This is a genomic window from Streptomyces sp. NPDC052773 (genome assembly GCF_044547145.1).
Classification (GTDB): domain Bacteria; phylum Actinomycetota; class Actinomycetes; order Streptomycetales; family Streptomycetaceae; genus Streptomyces.
Map to the genome: position 1 here is coordinate 15125 of NZ_JBITZX010000014.1, position 19826 is coordinate 34950.

General features: G+C 74.2%; 13 protein-coding genes and 3 pseudogenes. 7 read left to right on the forward strand and 9 right to left on the reverse strand.

The window, feature by feature from the left end; genetic code table 11:
* The first annotated feature begins 454 nt into the window (after positions 1-454).
* Positions 455-1867, forward strand: a complete 1413-nt coding sequence (locus ACIG0D_RS26915; RefSeq protein WP_399805744.1) for a flavin monoamine oxidase family protein — start codon at positions 455-457, stop codon at positions 1865-1867.
* A gap of 270 nt (positions 1868-2137) precedes the next feature.
* On the opposite strand, the gene ACIG0D_RS26920 is transcribed toward ACIG0D_RS26915, so the two are convergent.
* Positions 2138-4423, reverse strand: a complete 2286-nt coding sequence (locus ACIG0D_RS26920) for a BTAD domain-containing putative transcriptional regulator (protein WP_399805747.1) — start codon at positions 4421-4423, stop codon at positions 2138-2140.
* Between the two features lie 434 nt (positions 4424-4857).
* On the opposite strand from ACIG0D_RS26920, the gene ACIG0D_RS26925 reads away from it, so the two are divergent.
* The gene (locus ACIG0D_RS26925) at positions 4858-6087 is read left to right on the forward strand and encodes a peptidoglycan recognition protein (protein ID WP_399805749.1); all 1230 of its coding nucleotides are present in this window, start codon (positions 4858-4860) and stop codon (positions 6085-6087) included.
* 53 nt (positions 6088-6140) lie between these two features.
* On the opposite strand, the gene ACIG0D_RS26930 is transcribed toward ACIG0D_RS26925, so the two are convergent.
* Genes ACIG0D_RS26930 through ACIG0D_RS26945 form a run of 4 tightly spaced genes read right to left on the reverse strand, consistent with a single transcriptional unit; the run spans position 6141 to position 11075 of the window.
* On the reverse strand, positions 6141-7724 hold the full coding sequence (locus ACIG0D_RS26930) for an ABC transporter ATP-binding protein (RefSeq protein ID WP_399805751.1): 1584 nt from the start codon (positions 7722-7724) through the stop codon (positions 6141-6143).
* Positions 7721-8533, reverse strand: coding sequence for an ABC transporter permease (locus tag ACIG0D_RS26935; protein WP_399805753.1), 813 nt, complete (start codon positions 8531-8533; stop codon positions 7721-7723). The genes ACIG0D_RS26930 and ACIG0D_RS26935 overlap by 4 nt, the downstream gene beginning before the upstream one ends.
* Complete coding sequence (locus tag ACIG0D_RS26940; protein WP_399805755.1) at positions 8530-9537, reverse strand: ABC transporter permease; 1008 nt, start codon at positions 9535-9537, stop codon at positions 8530-8532. The genes ACIG0D_RS26935 and ACIG0D_RS26940 overlap by 4 nt, the downstream gene beginning before the upstream one ends.
* Positions 9522-11075, reverse strand: a complete 1554-nt coding sequence (locus ACIG0D_RS26945; RefSeq protein ID WP_399805757.1) for an ABC transporter substrate-binding protein — start codon at positions 11073-11075, stop codon at positions 9522-9524. Before ACIG0D_RS26945 ends, ACIG0D_RS26940 begins: the two co-directional genes overlap by 16 nt.
* 290 nt (positions 11076-11365) lie before the next feature.
* Between ACIG0D_RS26945 and ACIG0D_RS26950 the strand changes: the two genes are divergently transcribed.
* The 5 genes from ACIG0D_RS26950 (at position 11366) to ACIG0D_RS26970 (ending at position 17278) form a co-directional block, all read left to right on the forward strand.
* Positions 11366-12343: a TauD/TfdA family dioxygenase gene (locus ACIG0D_RS26950; RefSeq protein WP_399805759.1), complete on the forward strand. Its 978-nt coding sequence runs from the start codon at positions 11366-11368 to the stop codon at positions 12341-12343.
* A complete protein-coding gene (locus ACIG0D_RS26955; RefSeq protein ID WP_399805762.1) occupies positions 12340-13338 on the forward strand; it encodes an ornithine cyclodeaminase family protein in 999 nt (332 codons plus the stop codon). Before ACIG0D_RS26950 ends, ACIG0D_RS26955 begins: the two co-directional genes overlap by 4 nt.
* Before the next feature lie 5 nt (positions 13339-13343).
* A complete protein-coding gene (locus ACIG0D_RS26960; RefSeq protein WP_399805764.1) occupies positions 13344-14708 on the forward strand; it encodes an alanine racemase in 1365 nt (454 codons plus the stop codon).
* A gap of 12 nt (positions 14709-14720) precedes the next feature.
* Entirely contained in the window at positions 14721-15797 is a 1077-nt protein-coding gene (locus ACIG0D_RS26965; RefSeq protein WP_399805766.1) for a cysteine synthase family protein, read from the forward strand.
* Between the two features lie 92 nt (positions 15798-15889).
* Positions 15890-17278 (forward strand): MATE family efflux transporter, encoded by a 1389-nt coding sequence (locus ACIG0D_RS26970; protein ID WP_399805768.1) that lies wholly within the window; start codon positions 15890-15892, stop codon positions 17276-17278.
* 155 nt (positions 17279-17433) lie between these two features.
* Here the strand turns inward: ACIG0D_RS26970 and ACIG0D_RS26975 are convergent.
* The 4 genes and pseudogenes from ACIG0D_RS26975 to ACIG0D_RS26990 all read right to left on the reverse strand — a co-directional run.
* A pseudogene (locus ACIG0D_RS26975) lies at positions 17434-17613 on the reverse strand (hypothetical protein); the annotation flags it as partial.
* A 46-nt stretch (positions 17614-17659) separates the two neighbouring features.
* A complete protein-coding gene (locus tag ACIG0D_RS26980; RefSeq protein WP_399805770.1) occupies positions 17660-18058 on the reverse strand; it encodes a RidA family protein in 399 nt (132 codons plus the stop codon).
* A pseudogene (locus ACIG0D_RS26985) lies at positions 18055-18828 on the reverse strand (acyl-CoA dehydrogenase family protein); the annotation flags it as partial. The gene ACIG0D_RS26980 and the pseudogene ACIG0D_RS26985, both read right to left, overlap by 4 nt.
* A gap of 510 nt (positions 18829-19338) precedes the next feature.
* Positions 19339-19722 (reverse strand): annotated as a pseudogene (locus ACIG0D_RS26990) (acyl-CoA dehydrogenase family protein); the annotation flags it as partial.
* Positions 19723-19826 lie beyond the last annotated feature (104 nt).

The following is a 19826-nucleotide window of genomic DNA, read 5'->3' on the forward strand; positions in this document are numbered from 1 at the left end:
GGCACCGTCATGTCGGGGCGTGACCCGCGAGAGATCACGGCATTACCGCCTCGTGGCCGAACGTTGAACCCTCCCCCGTAGTGTTCGGCCACCGAAATGCACGAGTGCCCGCACCGGCCGCGCATCCACCACGCCGGACGTTCTTTCCTCGGAGGGTTCCTCACAAACGTTTCTCCAGCCGGGAAGGCAGGTCGATTTCCGCCAGGCCGGAGCTCGCCGCCGACCCGGAAATGCACACCGCCGATTTTCTCGGGACGCGGCCGCGGACGGCCGGGGCGGGTGTGCCGGCCCAAGGGGGGACGGGGATGGGGCGCCCTGCCGACGACCTGTACGGCCAGGCGAGGTGACCCGGCGCGAACGCCGCGGCACGAGACCGAAAGCACATTGACCCATGAGTGACATGCCGGTTCCGCGCGGCGGGCCCGCACCGACTACACGGGGGAGACACCACACCATGCACACCACCGGACCCACCAGCCGGCACCCGCGGCGCCGGACCCTGCTCAAGGCGGCCGGGGCGGCGGCCCTCACGGTGCCCGCCCTCACCAAGGTGGCCTCCGCCGCGGCCCAGGACGACACGGGGCTGTGGGACGTCATCGTCATCGGGGCGGGGTTCGCCGGCATCACCGCCGCCCGTGAGCTGCGCGCCCGCGGCAAGCGGGTGCTCGTGCTGGAGGCCCGCGACCGCATCGGCGGCCGCACCTGGACGGACACCTACGGCGGACATCTGATCGAGCGCGGCGGGACCTGGGTCGAGCCGACCCAGCCCCACGTCGGTGCCGAACTCACCCGGTACTCCCTGGCGCTGGAGGAGGACGAGCCGATCTCGACCACCTGGCTGCCGACGCCGAGCGGTCCGCGGGAGTTCACACCGGAGGACGGGTTCGGCCGCATAGGCCTGATATTCGACCGGATGTTTGAAGGCTCGCGGACGTACTTCGAGAAGCCGTTCCAGCCTCTGTACCGGGCCGATCTGCTGCGGAGCCTGGACAAGCTGTCGCTGCGCGACCGCCTGACGCAGCTCTCCCTCACCCCTGAGGAAGAACTCCTCGTCAACGGGCAGACGGCGGTCTACGCCGGCGGCTCGAGCGCGACCGGCGCCTTCACGATGTTCGCGCACTGGTGGGCCCTGGCCGGCCACACCAACCAGGGGTGGAACGACACCATGCGCTGGCGCATCGCGGGCGGCACCAAGGCGCTGCTCCAGGCGATGATCAACGAGGCCAAACCGACGATCAAGCTCAGCTCTCCGGTCAGCGCCGTTTACGACACCGGATCGGTGGTGTACGTCACCACCACCTCCGGCGTGCGGTACAGCGCCCTGGCGGTCGTCGTCGCCATGCCGGTCAACGCCCTGAGCACCGTCAAGTTCACCCCGTCCCTGCCCCCGGCGCTCACCACCGCCACGAGCCAGGGACTCGCGGTCCCCAACGCGGTCAAGCTGTGGATCCACGCCCGCAAGGGAGCCGGACGGGTGTACGGGCAGGGCGCCGAGGGCGGCTCGCCGATCCCCATGCTGCTGCCCTTCAAGGAGACGACCGACGGCATGCTCTACGTCGCCTTCAGCACCGACCCGCGATTCAACCCGACCGATGTCGCCCAGGTACAGCAGGCCGTGCGGCAGCTCGGCGTGAACCTGGACGTCATCGGCGTCAAGGTGCACGACTGGGGCCGCGACCCGTACGCGCGCGGCGGCTGGACGTTCCGCAAGCCGGGTCAGCTGACCACGCTCTACCCGGACGTCACCTTCACCAGCGGGCGGCTGTCCTTCGCCAGCGGCGACATAGCCAACGGCTGGAGCGGCTACATCGACGGTGCCATCGAATCCGGTCTGCGCGCCGCCCGGCAGGCGGCGGGCGAGGAGTGACCGTCGGCGGGTGGGGGGGGGGGCCGGCCCCCCGGCCCCCCCCCCCCGGCGGCCGCGGGGGGGGGGCCCGCCCCCGGGGGGGGGGGGGGGGGGTGGCCGGGGGGGGGGGGGGCCCCCCCCCCCCGCCCCCCCCCCCCCCCCGGCCGGCCGGGAGCGCTCCCGGCGCGCCAAGGGGTTGCGCCGCGCCGGAACACCCGGGCCACGACGTCCCCGAGGACGCACCTGGAACCCCGCGCGCACTTCGACCGGGGCGAGTCCTCGCCCCGGTCGTCACCTGACCCGCCGCCCGGGCCGTACCAGGCGGCGGTCGGGGAAGAGCAGCGTGCGCCGCAGCGTCGGGGCGGCGGACGCGGGCGGGCGCGGCAGGGTCAGCCGGCCGGCGTGCTCCCGGGCGCTGCCCCACAAGGGGCGGCGGCGCAGCAGGTCGACGTGACCGCACGCGACCACCAGCAGCGTGCCGGTGCCGGCGTCGCCCAGGCGCTCCACCCAGTCGAGCACCGCGTCGTCGGCGAGGTGCAGATCGTCCAGGCAGAGGACCACGGGGCGGCGGCGCGCCTCGCGCTCGATCACCTCGCTCCAGGCGGCGAGGACGTCGGCCTCGTGCCCGGCCCGGCCGGAGGGGGGCGCGGCGCCGAGGACGCGCGGCAGCCGCGCCGCGTCCCGGTCGGATCCGGCCACGGAGCGGACCAGCGCTTCGAGCCGCCGCTCCGGTGGGTCGAGCCGTGCCCGGGGGTGCGGTGCCCATGCCTCCAGCAGCGCCGCGGCCATGGAGGCGGCGTCGTCACCGCCTCGCAGCGCACGCGGCCGTACGACCCGGACCTCGTCGAAGTCGTCGGTGACGCGGCGCTCGAACCCGGCGAGCAGGTGCGTCTTGCCGGCATCGTGGTCGCCGAGCACCGTCAGCATGCAGGGCGCGTCCCGGTGGCGCGCGTACTCCAGCAGGTCCTCGAGCAGGGCGAGTTCGGGCCGGCGCGCGGTGTCGGTGCCGTGTGCGGCGGGGCCGCCTGGGCGCAGGGAGCGGGCCCTGCGGATGCCGGCCGCGCCGTCGGTGGTGCGGGTCGTCTCGCCGTAGCGCACCCACCCGTCCGTGTCGCGCGCCACGTCGTCGCTCACGTGGATCTCGCCCCGTGGGACCCCGCCGAGCAGTCCGTGCGCCTTGTCGAGCAGGGTGCCCATCACTGAGACGCCGGCCCGCGGGTCCCGCGGATCGTGCCGCACGATCGCCTTCCCGGACAGCACGACGGCACGCGTCACCGTGCCCGCCCGGGAGGCCAGCCGTTCCCGGGCCTCGAAGGCCGCGCGCACCGCGTTCAGCGATGCCTCGGGGAGCTCGGATCGCAGTCCGAACAGCGCGGCGAACAGCCCGCCGAGGGAGCCGACGACCGTACCGGAGCGCTTCTCGACGCTCTCGGTGAGCACGTCGGCCACGTCGTGCGGGGAGTCGTCCGGCCGCTCGCTCACCGTGATCGTCACGTCCCCGGCGGACTCGGTGCCCACCACGAGCACACAGACGTCCCGCCACTCGGCGACGGCACCGCTTGCCGCGCCACCGTACGAGGACGGCGCGGGCGACCGGTCACCGGCCTCCGGCGCGTCCGCGGACGACCGCGCGCCCGTGTGTCCGTCGGCCGGGGTGAGTTCGGGCGGAGGCGCGGAGGACGGGGCGGGCGCGGGTACCGGCGCGGGCGCGGGGGCCGGGGCGGGCGCGGATACCGGGGCGGGCGCGGATACCGGGGCGGGCGCGGGTACCGGCGCGGCGTCCGCGGTGGCGTGGTCGCCGGCCGGTGAGGCCAGCTCCCGGTCGTGGCGCAGGATGCGCTGTTGCAGGGTCCGCAGGGCGGCGGAGGGTTCCAGTCCGTACGCCTCCACCAGCGCCTGCCGCACCGTGCCGAAGACGTTCAGCGCCTCCGCCTGCCGCCCGCAGCGGTACAGGGCGAGCATCAGCTGCCCGCCCAGCCGCTCCCGCAGGGGCTCCGCCTTGGCCAGGGCCATGAGTTCGCCGAGTACGGCATGGTGGCGACCGCACGCCAGCTCGGCCTCGAACCGGTCCTCCATGGCGTCCAGACGCAGTTGCCCGAGCGCCGCCAGCTCCGGCCACCGTACGCCCTGTTCGGCCAGGTCCGACAGGGCAGGACCGCGCCAGTGCGCGAGGGCCTCGCCGAGCAGGACGGCCGCTTCGGCCGGCTCACCCGCGTCCAGACGTGCCCGGCCGGCGGCGACGGCGCGCTCGAAGCGGGTCGCGTCGAGCTGTTCGGGGTCGACGCGCAGGAGGTAGCCCGGCGCCCGGGTGAGCAGGTGCGGCGGCGGGCCGTCGTGCCCGTTCCCGCCGGTCTCCAGCACGGCGCGCAGCGCCCATACCGCGTTCTGCACCATCTTGCGGGCCGTGACGGGCCTCGTGTCCTCGGGCCACAGGGCCTCGAGGAGCCGGCTGGTGGGGACCACCTGGTTGGCGTGGAGGAGCAGCAGCGCGAGCACGGCTCTCTGCTGGGTGCCGCCCAGCGGCAGACTCCGTCCGTCGCTCAGCACTTCCAGCGGCCCAAGGACCTTGAATTCCACGCCCACCCCCGTACGTAGACCACCCGTGTTCCCGGTGATAACCGACGGTCTCCCGCACCGTCACGGTGTGGACCTCGCCGAAGTCCGGTCCCCCTGCGCCCGCCTCCCGCGTCGCCACCCGGCCACGTCCCTGGAGGAAGCCTGGCATATGCCGCTTCGGATTCGCTTTCGGACGGCTTCGGGAACGCTGCGCGGGCGCACTTCGGTCCCCCTGGGACACGTGATGGTGAGTCATCCGATGGATTGCTTACCGCACTTGACGTGCCGTCTTGGCGAAGCGGCCATCCGGGCGTGGCATGGTGTCCGATATCTCCGATCGCTGGTGAACGGCCGACGTCATGGGGTATAAACCCGCGCCGGACCCGGTATCCAAGCGCGAGACGCGCGACAACCGTCGCGGCCAGGGAAGCCACAGCGAGAACAGAGGGAAGGCCATGAGCCCCAGAAGATCCCGCGCGCGCGGCGCGCTCGGCCGTTCACGTGTCATCTGGCTGGCCGTCGGCGCGGCCGTGCTCGGCGGTGCCGGGCCGGCGACGGTCGCGGTCGGCGCCCCGGCGGAGCGGTCGGGCACCGCGGACACCGCCCGCCCGGCGAGCGCGCGGACCATGGCGTTCGCCGGGACCGGCAAGACCGTGCGCACCCTCCCGCGCACCGAGACCGAGGCCTTCTCACTGGTGGGCGTCTCCTGGTCGGACCACACCCGGCGCTTCGACGGCACCGCGCAGATCCGCACCCGCAGCGCCGAGACGGGCGAGTGGTCCGGCTGGCTCGACCTCGACTTCGACATCGTGGCGCCGGAGACGGACGAGGCGAGTGCCGTGGACACCCGCGGTGCCTCCGAGCCGCTGTGGACCGGCCCGTCCGACGCGGTCCAGGCGCGCGTCCTCGCCGACGGCGCGCAGCGGGCCGTACCCGAAGGGCTGCGCCTGGACCTGATCGATCCCGGCACCACGTCCGCGTCCCAGGGCAAGGGCACCGGGGGCGCCGAGTCCGGGGCGGCGGCGGTCACGACGGCCACGACCGCCTCCGCCGAGACCACCACCCCGGTCGCGCCCCCCGCTCCCCCCATCGTCAGCCGCGCCGCCTGGGGCGCCGACGAGTCGCTGGTGAAGGATCCCGCGGAGTACATCTCCAAGGTGGAGGCGATGTTCGTCCACCACACCGCGGGCACGAACGACTACACCTGCGCCGACTCCGCCGCCATCATCCGGGCCATCTTCGTCTACCACGTGCAGTCGAACGGCTGGAACGACGTCGGCTACAACTTCTTCGTCGACAAGTGCGGCACCGTCTTCGAGGGCCGCGCGGGCGGCGTCGACAAGCGTGTCCGGGGCGCCCACACCTACGGCTTCAACGGGGTCTCGTCCGGCGTCTCCCTCCTCGGCAACTACGAGGACGGCGGCACGCCCACGCCCGCCGCGCTGTCCGCCATCGCCGACATCGCCGCCTGGAAGCTGGGCCTGGACGGAGTCGACCCGGAAGGGCGGGTGACGCTCACCGCGGCCGGTGACACCGGCGTCTACAAGGCCGGTCAGAAGGCGGACCTGTACACCATCTCGGGTCACCGCGACGGCTATGCCACCCTCTGCCCGGGCCAGACCCTCTACGACCGCCTGCCGGACATCCGCACCCAGGCCGCCGCTTCGCCGTACGCGGCGCGGTGACCCGGCCGGCCCCGCACCGCCCGCCGGGGCGGGCGCGGGGCCGTTCGCCGTCGTCAGCGGGGGCGGCCCGCCGTCCGTTCCGTAGCCGGGTCCGCGGTCAGCAGCGCCCGGGTCGCCGGGTGGGACGGGGCCGCGAACACCTCGGCCGTCGGGCCGGACTCCACGACCCGGCCCGCGTCGAGCACCGTCACGGTGTCCGTGCGCTCGGCGATGAGCGGAAGGTCGTGGCTGATGAGGACGAGGGCGGTGCCACGGTCCTCGCGCAGCCGGGTGAGCAGGTCCATGATCGCCTCGGCGGTGGCGGAGTCCAGCGCGGAGGTGACCTCGTCGCAGATCAGTACGTCCGGGTCGGCGGCGAGGGCGCGGGCGATGGCGACGCGCTGGCGCTGGCCGCCGGAGAGCTCGTGCGGGTAGCGGTCGGCGAAGGCGGGCGGCAGGCCCACCTGTTCGAGCAGGTCCGCCACGCGGCCGGGTGCCTGCGAGGTCGGGCAGCGGCGGTGCAGGCGCAGCGGGCGGCCGATCGCGGCGCCGATGGTGCGGCTGGGGTTGAGCGCGCCCAGCGGGTTCTGGGTGACCAGTTGGATACGGCGGCGCTGTTCGCGGGCGCGTCCGCGCAGTCCGGTGCTGAGCGGGCGGCCGTCGAGGCGGAGGGTGCCGGAGGTGACCGGCTGGAGCCCGACGACGGCCCGTACGAGGGTGGTCTTGCCGGAGCCGGACGCGCCGACGATGCCGGTGGCGCCGCCGGGGGCGACGGTGAGGCCGACGCCGTCGAGGGCGGGGGCGGTGCCGCGCCGGCGGCGGCCGAAGACGACGCGGAGGTCGCGAACCTCCAGGACGGGCACCCCGGGCACGCCGGGCACACCCGGCTCGCCGGCGCCGTCCCGCGGGGTGCGCGGTGCCGGGGCGGCGGGCCGGGGCACGGGCAGCCGGCCGCCGAGTTCCACCACGTCGTCGGCGATCCGGTCGACCAGCTCCGGGTCGTGGCAGGAGAGGCAGATCGCGAGCCGGTGCTCGGCGGCGAGGTGGCGCAGCAGGTCGCCGATCTCCTCGCGGAGTTCGGGGTGGAGTCCGGCGGTGGGCTCGTCCAGCAGCAGGACGTCGGGGCGGCGGGCCAGGGCGCGGGCGAGGGCGACGCGGCGCTGCTGGCCGCCGGAGAGGGCGGCCGGGCGGCGGGCGGCGAGCCGGCCGTCGTCGGGCAGGCGGACCTCGGCGAGCAGGGCCGTCACCGTGTCGGCGGCGCGGTCGGCGGCGAGTTCACGGACGAGGGTGCTCACCCGCATCCGCGGGTTGAGGCCGGATCCGGGGTCCTGGCCGACGTAGGCGAGGCGTCGGCTGCGCAGGGCGCGCAGTTCCCTGTCGGAGACGGCGAACACGTCGTGACCGAGGACGTCGACGTGACCGGCGGTGCGCCGGGTGCCGGGCGGGAGCAGTCCCGTGACCGCGCGCAGCAGGGTGGTCTTGCCGGAACCGGACGGGCCGGTGAGGCCGGTGACCCGGCCGGGGCGCAGGGCGAGTGAGGCGTCCTGAAGCAGGAGGCGGCCGTCGGGGGCGGTGACGGTGAGGCCGGTGACCTGGACGACGGGGGTGTCGGTGGGCGGTCCGGCGGGCTTCCGGTACCGGTCGGGATCGTGGCTCACAGGACGGGCACCGCCTTCCGGCCGGTCTGCGGGGCGAGGGCCGCCGCGGCGAGGTTGACGCTCAGGGCGAGCAGGCCGATGGCGGCGCTGGGGGCGACCACCGCCCAGGGGTTGAGGAGGATCCCGGCGGAGTTCTCGCGGATCATCAGCGCCCAGTCGGCGGCCGGGGGCTGGGGTCCGACCTGGAGGAACCCGGCCGTGGCGACGAGGTAGACGGCGGCGACGAAGCGCAGTCCGAACAGGGCGAGCAGGGTGGCGCGCAGGTTGGGCAGGATCTCGCGCCAGACCAGGTACCAGAGGCGTTCGCCGCCGGCCGCGGCGGCCTCGACGTATCCGGTGGCGGCGACGGGTGCGGCGGCGCCCGCGGCGAGCCGGACCGCGTAGGGCACGCCGAGGGCGACGGCGGCGGCGATGACGGCGAGCCGGCCGCCGCCCGGCCAGGAGAGGGTGACGAGGAGGATGCCGAGCACGGCGGGCAGCAGCATCAGCACGTCCGCGGCGCGTTCCACGATCCGTCCGACGGCGGGCCGGACCGCGCCGACGGCGCCGAGAAGGGCGGCGACGGCGGTGACGAGGACGGCCACCAGCAGGGAGGAGACGACGAGTTCGCGTCCTCCGGCGAGGAGTCTGCTGAGCACGTCCCGGCCGAGCTGGTCGCCGCCGAGCACGGCGCCGGCTCCGGGTTCGGCGTACGGGGCGGTCACGGGGGCGTCGATGGCGTGCGGGGCGATCCAGGGGCCGCACAGGGCGAGCGCGACGAGGAGCAGCGCGGGCAGGACCCGTAGGAGGGAGCCGCGGGTGGTGGTCATCGGCGGCCTCCCGCCATCAGGTCCCGCACCAGGTCGGCGAGGAGGAGTACGGCGGTGATGACCGCGCCGGCGAGCGCGGTGACCCCCGCGATCACGGGGCCGTCGCGGTCGGTGACGGCGGAGGCCAGAACGGAGCCGATGCCGGGGTAGTTGAAGATGGTCTCCACGACGACGGCGCCGCCGAGCAGCATGCCGGTGGAGGTGGCGAGGCCGGCCGCGATGGTGGGCAGGGCGCCGGGCAGGACGTGGTGGGTGAGGACCCGGTGTGGCGGGAGGCCGTCGAGGACGGCGGTCTCGACGTGCGGGGCGCGGGCCTCGTCGGCGAGCGCGGCCCGCACGATGCGGACGTTCCAGCCGGTCTGCGGGATGGTCAGGGCGAGGGCGGGCAGGACGAGCATGGTCCAGGAGTCGGGGGTTCCGTCGGCGTCGGTGAGGGTGACGGCGGGCAGCCAGCCGGTCCACAGCGACAGCACCAGGACCAGCGCGACGGCCACCACGAACTCGGGCAGGGCGAGGATGGCGGTGGCGGTGCCGGACACCGCGCGGTCGGTGCGTCCGCCGGGCCGGAGGGCGGCCCAGCAGCCGAGGGCGATCGAGAGGACGGCGGTGAGCAGCAGGGCGATGCCGCCGAGGAGCAGGGTGTTGGGGAACGCGGTGGAGAGCAGGTCGGTGACCGGTTCGCCGCGGGCGGAGGTGCCGAGGTCGCCGGTGGGCAGCCCGGACATCCAGTCCCAGAAGCGTTCCAGGACCGGCCGGTCGAGGCCGAGCAGTTCGCGGCGGCGCTCGATGTCGGCGGCGGTCTCGCCGCGCTCGGAGGTGGCGCGCGCGGCGTCGCCGGGCAGCAGCTCGACGGTGCAGAAGACCAGGGCGAGCAGCAGGGCGAGCAGGGCGGCGCGTTTGAGCAGCAGGGCGCCGGCGCCGAGGAGCGCGGGCAGGGCGGGGTGCCGCGCCGGCCCGGTCTTCCGGGGCGGCGCGGCGGTGTCGGTCGTCAACGGGCCAGCCATGCCCGCTCGAGCTGGACGCGTCCGTAGCCGGGCAGCTTGGGCAGCCCCTGGACGGCGGGTGCGGCGAGGTCGATGCCGTCGGCCATGCCCCACAGCAGATAGCCGGAGCGCTCGTGCTGGATCTGCTGGAGCTCCCTCAGCTGCCGGGCGCGGGCGGTGGCGTCGGCGGTGGCCATCGCCTTCTCGTAGGCGGCGTCGAACTCCTCGTCCTTCCAGCCGGCTTCGTTCTGGCCGCTGTCGGAGAGCATGGTCTTGCTGGCGAAGAAGACGACGGAGTCGTTGGTGCCCCAGTAGGTGGTGTAGAGGTCGCCCTTGAGCCAGGTCTTGTCCCAGAAGACGGCGGATTCCTGCTTGACCACCTTGATCTTGACGCCGGCCTCGCGGACCTGGGAAGCGAAGAGGGTGGCGGACTCGGCGAGTCCGGAGATGTCCTCGGTGGTGAGCAGCTCGTAGGTCCTGGAGGTGTCGAACCCGGCCTCCTTCAGCAGCCGCTTGGCCTTGGCCAGGTCGCGGGTGCGCTGGGGGATGTCCTTGGCGTAGGCGGGGTCGCCCGTGCCGAGGATGTCGTTGCCGACGGTGCCGTAGCCGGAGAGGACCTGCTTGACCATCGCCTCGCGGTCGACGGCGAGCCGCAGGGCCTCGCGGACCTTGGGGTCGGCGAAGGGGCCGTCGGCGGTGCGCATGACGATGGGCATCGCCATGTCGTTGGGCCGGCGGACGGTGCGGATGTCCCCCCGGCTCTCGGCGGTGCGGGCGGCGACGGCGCCGACGTTGGAGGCGAGGTCGATCTGCCCGGAGAGCAGGGCGTTGGCCATCGCCTGGGGGGATTCGAAGATCTTCACCTCGATGGCGTCGAGGTGGACGTCGCCGCCGTACCACTTGTCGTTGCGGACGAGGCGGGCGTTGCCGCCGCGGAACCACTCCAGCTTGAAGGGGCCGGTCCCGGGCACCTTGGCTATCTCCTTGTCGGTGGTGCCCTCGGGTATGACGAAGGTGGTCAGGCGGGTGAGCTGGGGCAGTTCGGCGTTGGGGTAGTCGGAGACGAGGACGACGGTGTCGTCGCCGTCGGCGGTGATGTTCTTCGCCTGGATGCCGGGGAGCCGCGACGCTCCGGAGGGCGTGGCGCGCAGCCGGCGCAGGGAGAACACGGCGTCCTGGGCGGTGACGGGGGTCCCGTCGTGGAAGGCCGCACCCTTGGCGAGTGTGAATCGCCAGGTCTTCAGATCGTCCGAGGCCTGCCACTCGGCGGCGAGCCGGGGCACGGTGTTCGGCTTGGTGCCGGGCACGGTGAGGGGGTCGTATACGAGGCTGAGGATCAGGTAGTCGCTCTCGTTGGCCTGGGTGCCGTGCGGGTCACGGGTGATGGCGCCGGGGCGGCCGAGGGCGCCGACCCTCAGGGTGCCGCCGCGGCGGGGTTTGGTACCGGTGCCGGGGGACCCGGCGGTGTCGTCGTGACTGCCGCCTCCGCAGGCGCTCAGCAGCGCCGTGGCGGTCAAAGCGCCGCCCGTCCACAGCAGTTGACGTCTCGTCAGGTCCACGTCGTCCTCGATTTCACAGGGTGGGTCGCTTGCTGAGGTTTGCCTACCCTGCCTTGGAGGGGGCGCACAAGGGCGCATGGAGTGACATTGAACAAGCTTAGGTAAGCCTTGCCTACACCGTGCGTGTTGGCTATGTTTCTCGACGGCCACCAAGCGGCTACACACCGTGACAAGCCCTGGGAAGGCCGCCGCACGAGCCCGTTCACCATCGGAAAGCGCTGTCTGAAACAGCGCCACGAAACGCGCCCCCCACCCTGCGGAACGGACAACTCACCATGCCCACGGGAGCCTTGCCCGTACGTACGCTCACACCCGACCAGGCGGCGGAGCTGCGCACGGCCGCCGAGACCCTGCTGCACCACTTCTCCGGCACGCCCACCGACCCCGATCTGCTCGCCGAACTCCCTTCCTCGGCTGCGGCGTTGAGCGACGGCCTCCGCGACGCCTGCCGCCCCGTCGACTCCCCCGGCGGACTCTTCGTCCTGGCCGGCCTGGAGGTCGACGACTGGGCGCTCGGCCCCACGCCCGCCCACTGGTCGCGCGCGGGTGACGCGGGCGCGGTGCACGACGTCGAACTGCTGCTGCTCTCCGCGGTGATGGGCGTCCCCCTCGCCTGGGAGGGGCAGCAGGAGGGCCGGTTCGTGCACAACATCGTGCCCTCGCCCGGCCACGAGGAGGAGCAGACCGGCGCCAGCAGCACCGTGCTGCTCAGCCCGCACACCGAGGACGCCTTCCACCCCGGCCGCGCCCATCTGCTGCTGCTGTCCTGCATGCGCAACCCGGACGCGGTGGCCACCACCGCCGCGAGCGTGCGCCACGTCCGTCTCTCCGACGACGACCTGCGGCTGCTGACCCGCCCCGAGCTGCCGATCCTGCCCGACGACGCCTACACCGAGGCCCAGGGCTACGCCGGTGATCCGCAGCCCGTGCCGACGCTGTGGCAGTCGCCGGACGGCCCCACCCTGCGCTTCGACCCCGCCTACACCCCGCTGGAGCGGGCCGGTGCCGAACACCGCGCCGCCTACGGACGGCTGACGGACGAGCTGTCCCGGGTCGCGACCGCGGTCAGCCTGGAGCCAGGCCAGGTCCTGGTCGTGGACAACGACCTCGTGGTGCACGGCCGGGTCCCGTTCAAGGCCCGCTACGACGGCACGGACCGCTGGCTGAAACGTTCCTCCGTACGCGTCCCCGGGCGTCGTACCCGCCCCTCGGCGGAACGCTTCGAACACGGCTACGGACAGAAGGTTCTGGAGGCATACGACGCATGACCGCCACCCACGTTTCGGACACCACCCTGCGCATCCTGAGCACCAGTGACGTCGCCGGCATCGAGATCTCCCTCGCCGACGTCGTCGCCGTGGTGGAGCAGGCCTACGGCACCCTGGCCGCGGGCCGCTCCGACAATCCGCGCAAGCTCACCGTGAAACCCGAGGACGGCCACTCGGTGGCGTACGCGATGCTCGGCCGCGACGGGGAGCGAGGGGTCGTCGCCGTCAAGACGTCGTACAAGTACGGCCTGCACGAGGACCGCGACAAGCAGCACTACTACACGACCCTCACCCTCTACGACGACGCCACCGGGCTGCCGGTCGCGATGATGGACTGCGGTCGCGTCGGCGCCCTGCGCACCCCCGCGGTCTCCGCGCTCCTCGCCCGCGAACTGGCCGCCCCCGGCGCCCGCAGCGCGCTCGTCATCGGCACCGGCACCCAGGGCCGGCTCGCCCTGCCCTTCCTGCTGACGACCATGCCGCGGCTGGAGCGGCTGATGGTCTTCGGCACCCACCCGGACGGCATACGCGCCGTGCGCGAGCAACTGCACGCGCACTTCCCCGAGCGGGAGCCGGAGATCGTCACCGATCTGCGCGCCGCCGCCGAGAACGCCGACATCGTCCTGGCCACCGCCGGGCCCAACACCCCCGCCTCGGTCGACGCCGACTGGCTCAAGCCCGCCGCGCTGTCCGTGCTCGTCGGCTACGGCATCGCGCCCTCCACCCTGCACCGCGCCGACCGGGTGATCGCCACCAGCGCCGCCCAGATGCAGGTCACCGGAACCGACATGGCCGACGCGAACGGCGAACTGCGGGCGGTGGACGCCGAGTTCCCCGAGGTGCTCGCCGGACGCGCGGCCGGGCGGACCGATCCGGGGCAGCGGATCTTCGCGTACAACAGCGGACTGGTCGTCACCGACATCGCGCTCGGCCACCGGTTCGCCGAACTCGCCCTCGCGCAGGGCCTGGGCACGGTGGTACCGCTGTGGCAGTGACCGGTGTGACCGCTCCCCCCGTGCCCTCGCTGCCCGCCCGGCAGGCGCCCGAGGTGCGGGCGCTGCTCGCCGCCGGGCCGCTGCTGCACGAGCTGAGCCACGGCCTCGGCGGGCCCTACCACGTGCTGTTCCCCGGCCCCTTCGACGCCAACGCGGCGGCCTTCCGGCAGGCGTTCGCCGAGGCGGGCGTCGCCGGGCGGGTCTACTACGCCAAGAAGGCCAACAAGGCCGCCCTCTACACCGAGCGGGCCGCCGTGCTGGGCCTCGGCGTGGACGTGGCCAGCCTCGGGGAGCTGCGCGAGACCCTGGCCTGCGGGGTGCCCGGCCCCGACGTGGTGGTGACCGGACCCGCCAAGGCGGACGACCTGCTGCGGGTCGCCGTGCTCCAGGGCGCGCTGATCGCCGTGGACGCCCTCGACGAGCTGGACCGGATCGCCGGTACGGCCGCCGAACTCGGCCGCACGGCACGGGTGTTGCTGCGGCGGCTGCCACCCGCCCAGCCGCACAGCCGGTTCGGCCTGGACGCGGAGGAGCTGGAGGCCGCGCTGCGCCGGTGCGCCGACGGCCCCCTGGAGCTGGAGGGCTTCAGCTTCCATCTCTCCGGCTACGACATCCCGGCGCGCGCCGACCTCGCCGGGGAACTGCTCCGCCTGTGCCGCCACGCCCGCGCGCTGGGGCTGCGCGCCGACCGGATCAGCATCGGCGGCGGCTTCCCCGTGGACTACGCCGACGGCGACGACTGGCGCCGGTTCGGCGAGGAGCAGCGGCCCGAGCACTATCACGCACGCAAGACCTTCTCCGGCGGCTTCTACCCGTACCACTCCCCCGTCGCCGGGGCCGACGCGCTGCGCGCGATCCTCGCGGCGGTGCCCGCCGGGGAGACCGACCCGCTGGCCGAGCTGCTGCGCGCGGCCGGGGTGACACTGCTGGTGGAGCCGGGCCGGGCACTGCTCGACCAGGCCGGGTGCACGGTCTTCCGCGTGCAGGGCGTCAAGCAGCGCGACGGCTACGCGATCCTCACCGTGGACGGCAGCAGCCTCAGCCTGTCCGAGCAGTGGTTCGAGAGCGAGTTCCTGCCGGACCCGGTGCTGGTGCCGCGCGCACCGTCCCCCGAGGGCAGGTACGAGGCCTGTGTCGGCGCCGCCACCTGCCTGGAGTCCGACATGCTCACCTGGCGCCGGGTGCCGTTCCCGCGCCGGCCCGCCGTGGGCGATCTGCTGGTCTACCTCAACACCGCGGGCTACCAGATGGACTCCAACGAGTCGCCCTTCCACGAGCTGCCGCTGCCGCCGAAGGTCGTCGTCGAACCCGCCCCCGGCTCCGCCGATCCCGCCGCCCGTCCCCGCTGGCGTCTCGACCGCCACCCGTAGGGAGTTCACACCATGGACCACGCCCCGGACCACGCCCCGGACCACGCCTTGGCCCACGCTCTGGAGCACGCCCTGCACCGCCCGCCGGTCGTCCGCCGGGTCAGCGAACTCATCGGCGCCACCCCGCTTTTCGAGCTGTGCCGGACCCAGGACGGCAGCCGGCTGCTGCTCAAACTGGAGCAGTTCAACCCCACCGGCACCGCCAAGATACGCATGGCCCGGCAGATGGTCCTCGACGCGGAGGAGCGCGGGCTGCTGCGGCCCGGCGGCCGGATCGTCGAGTCGACCTCCGGGAACACCGGCCTCGGGCTCGCCGTGGTCGCCGCCGAGCGCGGCTACACCTTCACCGCCGTCGTCGACCACCACGCCGCCGCGGACAAGCTGCGCGCGATGAAGGCGCTGGGCGCCGAACTCGTCTACGTCGCCGAGGAGGGCGACGAGGAGCTGGCCACCGCCGCCCGCGAGGAGTTCGCCGAGAAGCTGGCCGCCGAGTCGGAGAACGCCTACTTCACCGAGCAGCACAACAACCCGGCGAACGGCGACGGTTACCGGCCCGTCGCCCATGAGCTGCACGCCGCCCTGGACGGCCGTATCGACCTCCTCATCGGCGCCGTCGGCACCGGCGGCGGCCTGTTCGGGACCGGTGGCGAACTGCGCAGGACGGTGCCCGGGGTGCGGATCGTCGGGGTCGAGCCGAAGGGGTCGATCGCCTTCGGGCCGCCCGCGCACGACTACTACCAGTCCGGCACCGGCACCCCGGAGGGCGCCACCATCGGCGCGATGGTCGACTACGACCTGCTCGACGAGGGCGTGAAGGTCGGTGACGTCGAGGCGTTCGCCACCTGCCGGGTCGTCGCCCGCCGCACCGGACTGCTGATCGGCGGCTCCGCGGGCGGAGTGGTGTACGAGGCGCTGACCCGGCTCTCCTCACTGCCGCCGGGAACGACTATGGTCGCGCTCGTCAACGACGGCGGGGAGAAGTACCTGGACACGGTGTTCGACGACGACTGGATGGCCGCGCGCGACCTCGTCGACCGCGATGTGGAGCGTGAGGTCGACGCGCTGCTGACCAAACTCCGCCACGCCTGACTGCGCCACGCCCGACTCCGCACGCCTGACTCGCCACGCCCGATTCCGCACGCCCGACTCCCCCACGCCTAGAGGAAGTTCGCGTAGATCAGATGCCTCCCGCCCTGACCCGTCTCCTCACCGACAGCCGCGCCCTCGCCACGCTGGCCGTGCCGCTCGCGCTCACCCAGCTCGCGCAGGTCGCGCTGACCACCACCGACACCGTCATGATGGGCCTGATCTGCACCGAGGCGCTGGCGGCCGGCGGTCTCGCGATGGTGATCTTCAATCAGTTGCGCACCATGGGCGTCGGTCTGGTGACCGCCGTCGGCAACCAGGTCGCCGCGGCGGACGCGCGCGGTGAACAGGACGGCTCCGAGGCGGCGCGGGAGGACGTCCGGGACCTGGTCCGGGCGAGCCTGCTGCTGTCCACCCTGGCCGGGCTCGGCGGCGCCGTGCTGATGATCCTCATCGGGCACGCGGTGGTCTGGCTCGGCCAGGACCCGGACGTCGTGGACGCGGCACGGCCGGTGCTGTACGCGATGGCGCCGGGGCTGCTGCCCTGTCTGTGGTTCCAGGCGATCCGGCAGTTCACCGTCGGCATGCGCCGCCCGCAGGCGCTGCTGCGCATCACGATCGCCTCGATCGCCGTGAACGCGGGCCTGAACTGGGTGTTCATCCACGGCACCTGGTTCTTCCCGAAGCTGGGCCTGCCCGGCATCGGCCTGGCCACGACGTCGGTGTACGCCCTGTCGTTCCTGGCGCTGTACGTGTCCGCCCGGCGCGATCCGCAGCTCGCGCCGGTGCTGTCCCTGAGCATCTGGAAGACCCGCCCGGCGACGCTGCGCCGACTGACCTCGCTCGGTACGCCGATCGCCGCGACCTACGGCTCGGAGGCGGGGTTCTTCTCCGTCGTCGCGCTGCTGGTGGGCAGCTTCGGGCCGGCCGCGCTGGCCGCGCACACGGCGGTCAACCAGCTGGTGTACATCGTGTTCCAGATCGCCGTCGGCCTCTCGCACGCGGCGTCGATCGGCGTGAGCCGGGAACTGGCCCTCGGCAACACGGCGGCGGCGCGGCGGCTGCGGAACACCGCGCTGGCGTGCGCGGCGGCGGTGATGGCGGTGGTCGGACTGGCCTATCTGACCGTTCCTCAGCTGGTGCTGGCCCCGTTCTTCGAGTCCGGGGAGGTGCGGGCGGTCGACATCGCGACGCAGCTGCTGCTGGTGGCGGCGGTGCTCCAGTTCTTCGACTGCGCGCAGAACATCGGGGTGGGGCTGCTGCGCGGCCTGGACGACACCAAGGGCGGCTTCCGGGTCACCCTGGTCGGCTACTGGCTGGTCGGCCTGCCCGCCGCCCTGCTCGGTTTCGTGGCGGGCCTGGACACCCTCGGCATCTGGCTCGGCCTGCTCACCGGCCTCGCCACGACGGCGGTGCTGCTGCTGCGGCGGTTCGACCGGGGCATCGGCCGCCTGAGCACGGCATCGGCTCCGGCGGCCGTCTGACCCGGCGTCGCACCGATCAGGACGCGACCAGCGTGACGTCCTGCTGCGGCGAGGACGCGTGGAAGCGGGGCAGCGGCAGGCCGCCGCTGGTGTCCAGACGAACACCGGACCGCTGCCGCCGGTGTGCAGCGGCAGGTCCCGGAGAGGGTGACGGTCCCGTCGGCGGCGACCCGTGCGACCGGGTCGACGGTGACCGTCCCGGACGGCTCGGCGACGGCCGGAGTTACACCGACAGCGGTGACCAGTGCCAGGCTCGCGGCGGCGACCACCCCGAGAAGTGGGCGACGGACATCGGAAACCTCCTGTGATGGGACTCCCACAGGTACCGGCCCCACGCCCCCACCGGTGTGATCGTCGCTCCTTCGGTGGCGCGTGATGGTCTCAGGGCAGTACCGCGAAGCCGTCCACTTCCACCAGGGCCTGGGTGTCCCAGAGGCGGGTGACCCCGATGACCGCCATGGCCGGGTAGTCGCGGCCCGCCGAGCGCCGCCAGATGCGGCCCAGTTCGGGGGCGTGGGCGCGGTAGGCGGCGACGTCGGTGGTGTAGACGGTGACGCGGGTGAGGTGGGCGGGGGTGCCGCCGGCCGCGTGGAGGGCGGTGAGCAGGTTGGCGAGGGCGCGCTCGAACTGCTCGGGGAGGGTCTCGCCGGTGATCTTGCCGTCGGGGTCGAGGGCGGTCTGGCCGGCCAGGAAGACCAGCCGGGAGCCGGTGGCGACGACGGCGTGGGAGAAGCCGGTGGGCGGGGAGAGGTCGGGCGGGTTGACGCGCTCGGTGGTCACAGGGCCTCCCGGTACAGCTCCTTGGCGATGATGCCGCGCTGGATCTCGCTCGCCCCTTCGTAGATGCGGGGCGCGCGCACCTCGCGGTAGAGGTGTTCGAGGAGGTGCCCGCGGCGCAGCGCGCGGGCCCCGTGCAGTTGGACGGCGCGGTCGACGACGTACTGCGCGGTCTCGGTGGCGAGGAGTTTCGCCATCGCCGCGCGCTTGGGCACGTCCGGGGCGCCCGCGTCGTACGCCGTGGCCGCCGCGTACACCATCAGCCGGGCCGCCTCCACCCGCAGCGCCATCTCCGCGACCTGGTGGGCGACCGTCTGCTGGGCGCTGAGCGGGCCGCCGAAGGCCCGGCGGCGGGCGGTGTGGTCCACGGTGGCGTCGAGGGCGGCCTGGGCCATCCCGACGGCGAAGGCGCCGACGCTGGGCCGGAACAGGTTGAGGGTGCCCATGGCGACCCGGAAACCCCGGTCGGGCTCCCCCAGCACGTCGTCGGCGGTGACCGGTACGGCGTCGAAGTCCAGCGCCCCGATGGGGTGCGGGGAGAGCATGTCGAGCGCGGTGCCGCTCAGCCCGGGCCGGTCGGCGGGCACCAGGAACGCGGTGACGCCCCGGGCGCCCGCGCCGGGTGTCGTCCGCGCGAAGACGGTGTAGAAGTCCGCCTCGGGCGCGTTGGAGATCCAGCACTTGCTCCCGGTGAGCCGCCAGCGGGTGGTGCCGTCGGGGGCGGCGGCGAGTGCGGCGCCGAGGGCGTCGGGTCCGGGCGCGGTGGGGGGTGACACGGGGATCGGGGCGTACCCGGGGCCGTCGGCGAACCGGCCGTCCCCGGCGCGTGCGCCGCCCGTACGGCCACCGTGGCCGACTGCGCCCGGCGCCGTACCCGGGTCAGGCGCCGGGACCGGGGCGGTGCCCGGGTCAGGAGCCGGGGCCGGGGCGGTGCCCGGGGCCGTGTCGGTGCCCGCGCGGGCGCGCTTCCCGTGCGTGGCCGCCGCGGCGGGGTACGGCCCGGCCGCCGCGTCCGGTGGTTCGGCGGGGTGAGACGCCGTGCCGCCGAAGCCCGTGCGGTCGGCGGTCCCGCGCTCCTGGGGCCGGGCCGCCGTCGCACCGTCCGGCTGCCCGTCGGCGGCCGGGCCCCCCGCCGCCGCGCCTGGCCCACCGGGCCCACCGGGGCGGCCGGGGCGGCCGAGGCCGACCGCTTCCGGCTCGGCCGCCAGCGCGAGCGCCGCCGCGTCCGAGCCCGCCTCGGGTTCGGTGAGGGCGAAGGCGGCGATCGCGGTGCCCGCGCGGACCGCGGGGAGCCAGCGGGCGCGCTGGGCGGGGGTGCCGTGGGCGTGGACGGGGTGGGCGCCGAGGCCCTGGAGGGCGAGCGCGGTCTCGGCCTCGGTGCAGGCGTGGGCGAGGGATTCGCGCATCAGGCAGAGGTCGAGCGCGCCGGAGGTGAACAGCCGCTCCAGCAGGCCGAGGCGGCCCAGTTCGGCGACGAGCGGGCGGTTGACGTGGCCGGGCTCGCCCTTCTCGGCGAGCGGGCGCAGCCGTTCAGCGGCCAGGGCGCGCAGTCGCGCACACCAGGCGGTGCGGTCCGGGTCGAGTGAGAATGCGGGCACGTACGGTCCTCCCTCTCGAAGGCCTGACCTACCTCGCGACGGCCCGGCCTCTCGTGGCCCGACCCTCACCCGAACGGTATCGCGCCCCGTTGACTGCCGTCACCAAGACGATACGCTCCATGTGCGACCGCGACCGCGAGCCCCACCCATCCGACGCCCACCAGGCAAGGGGG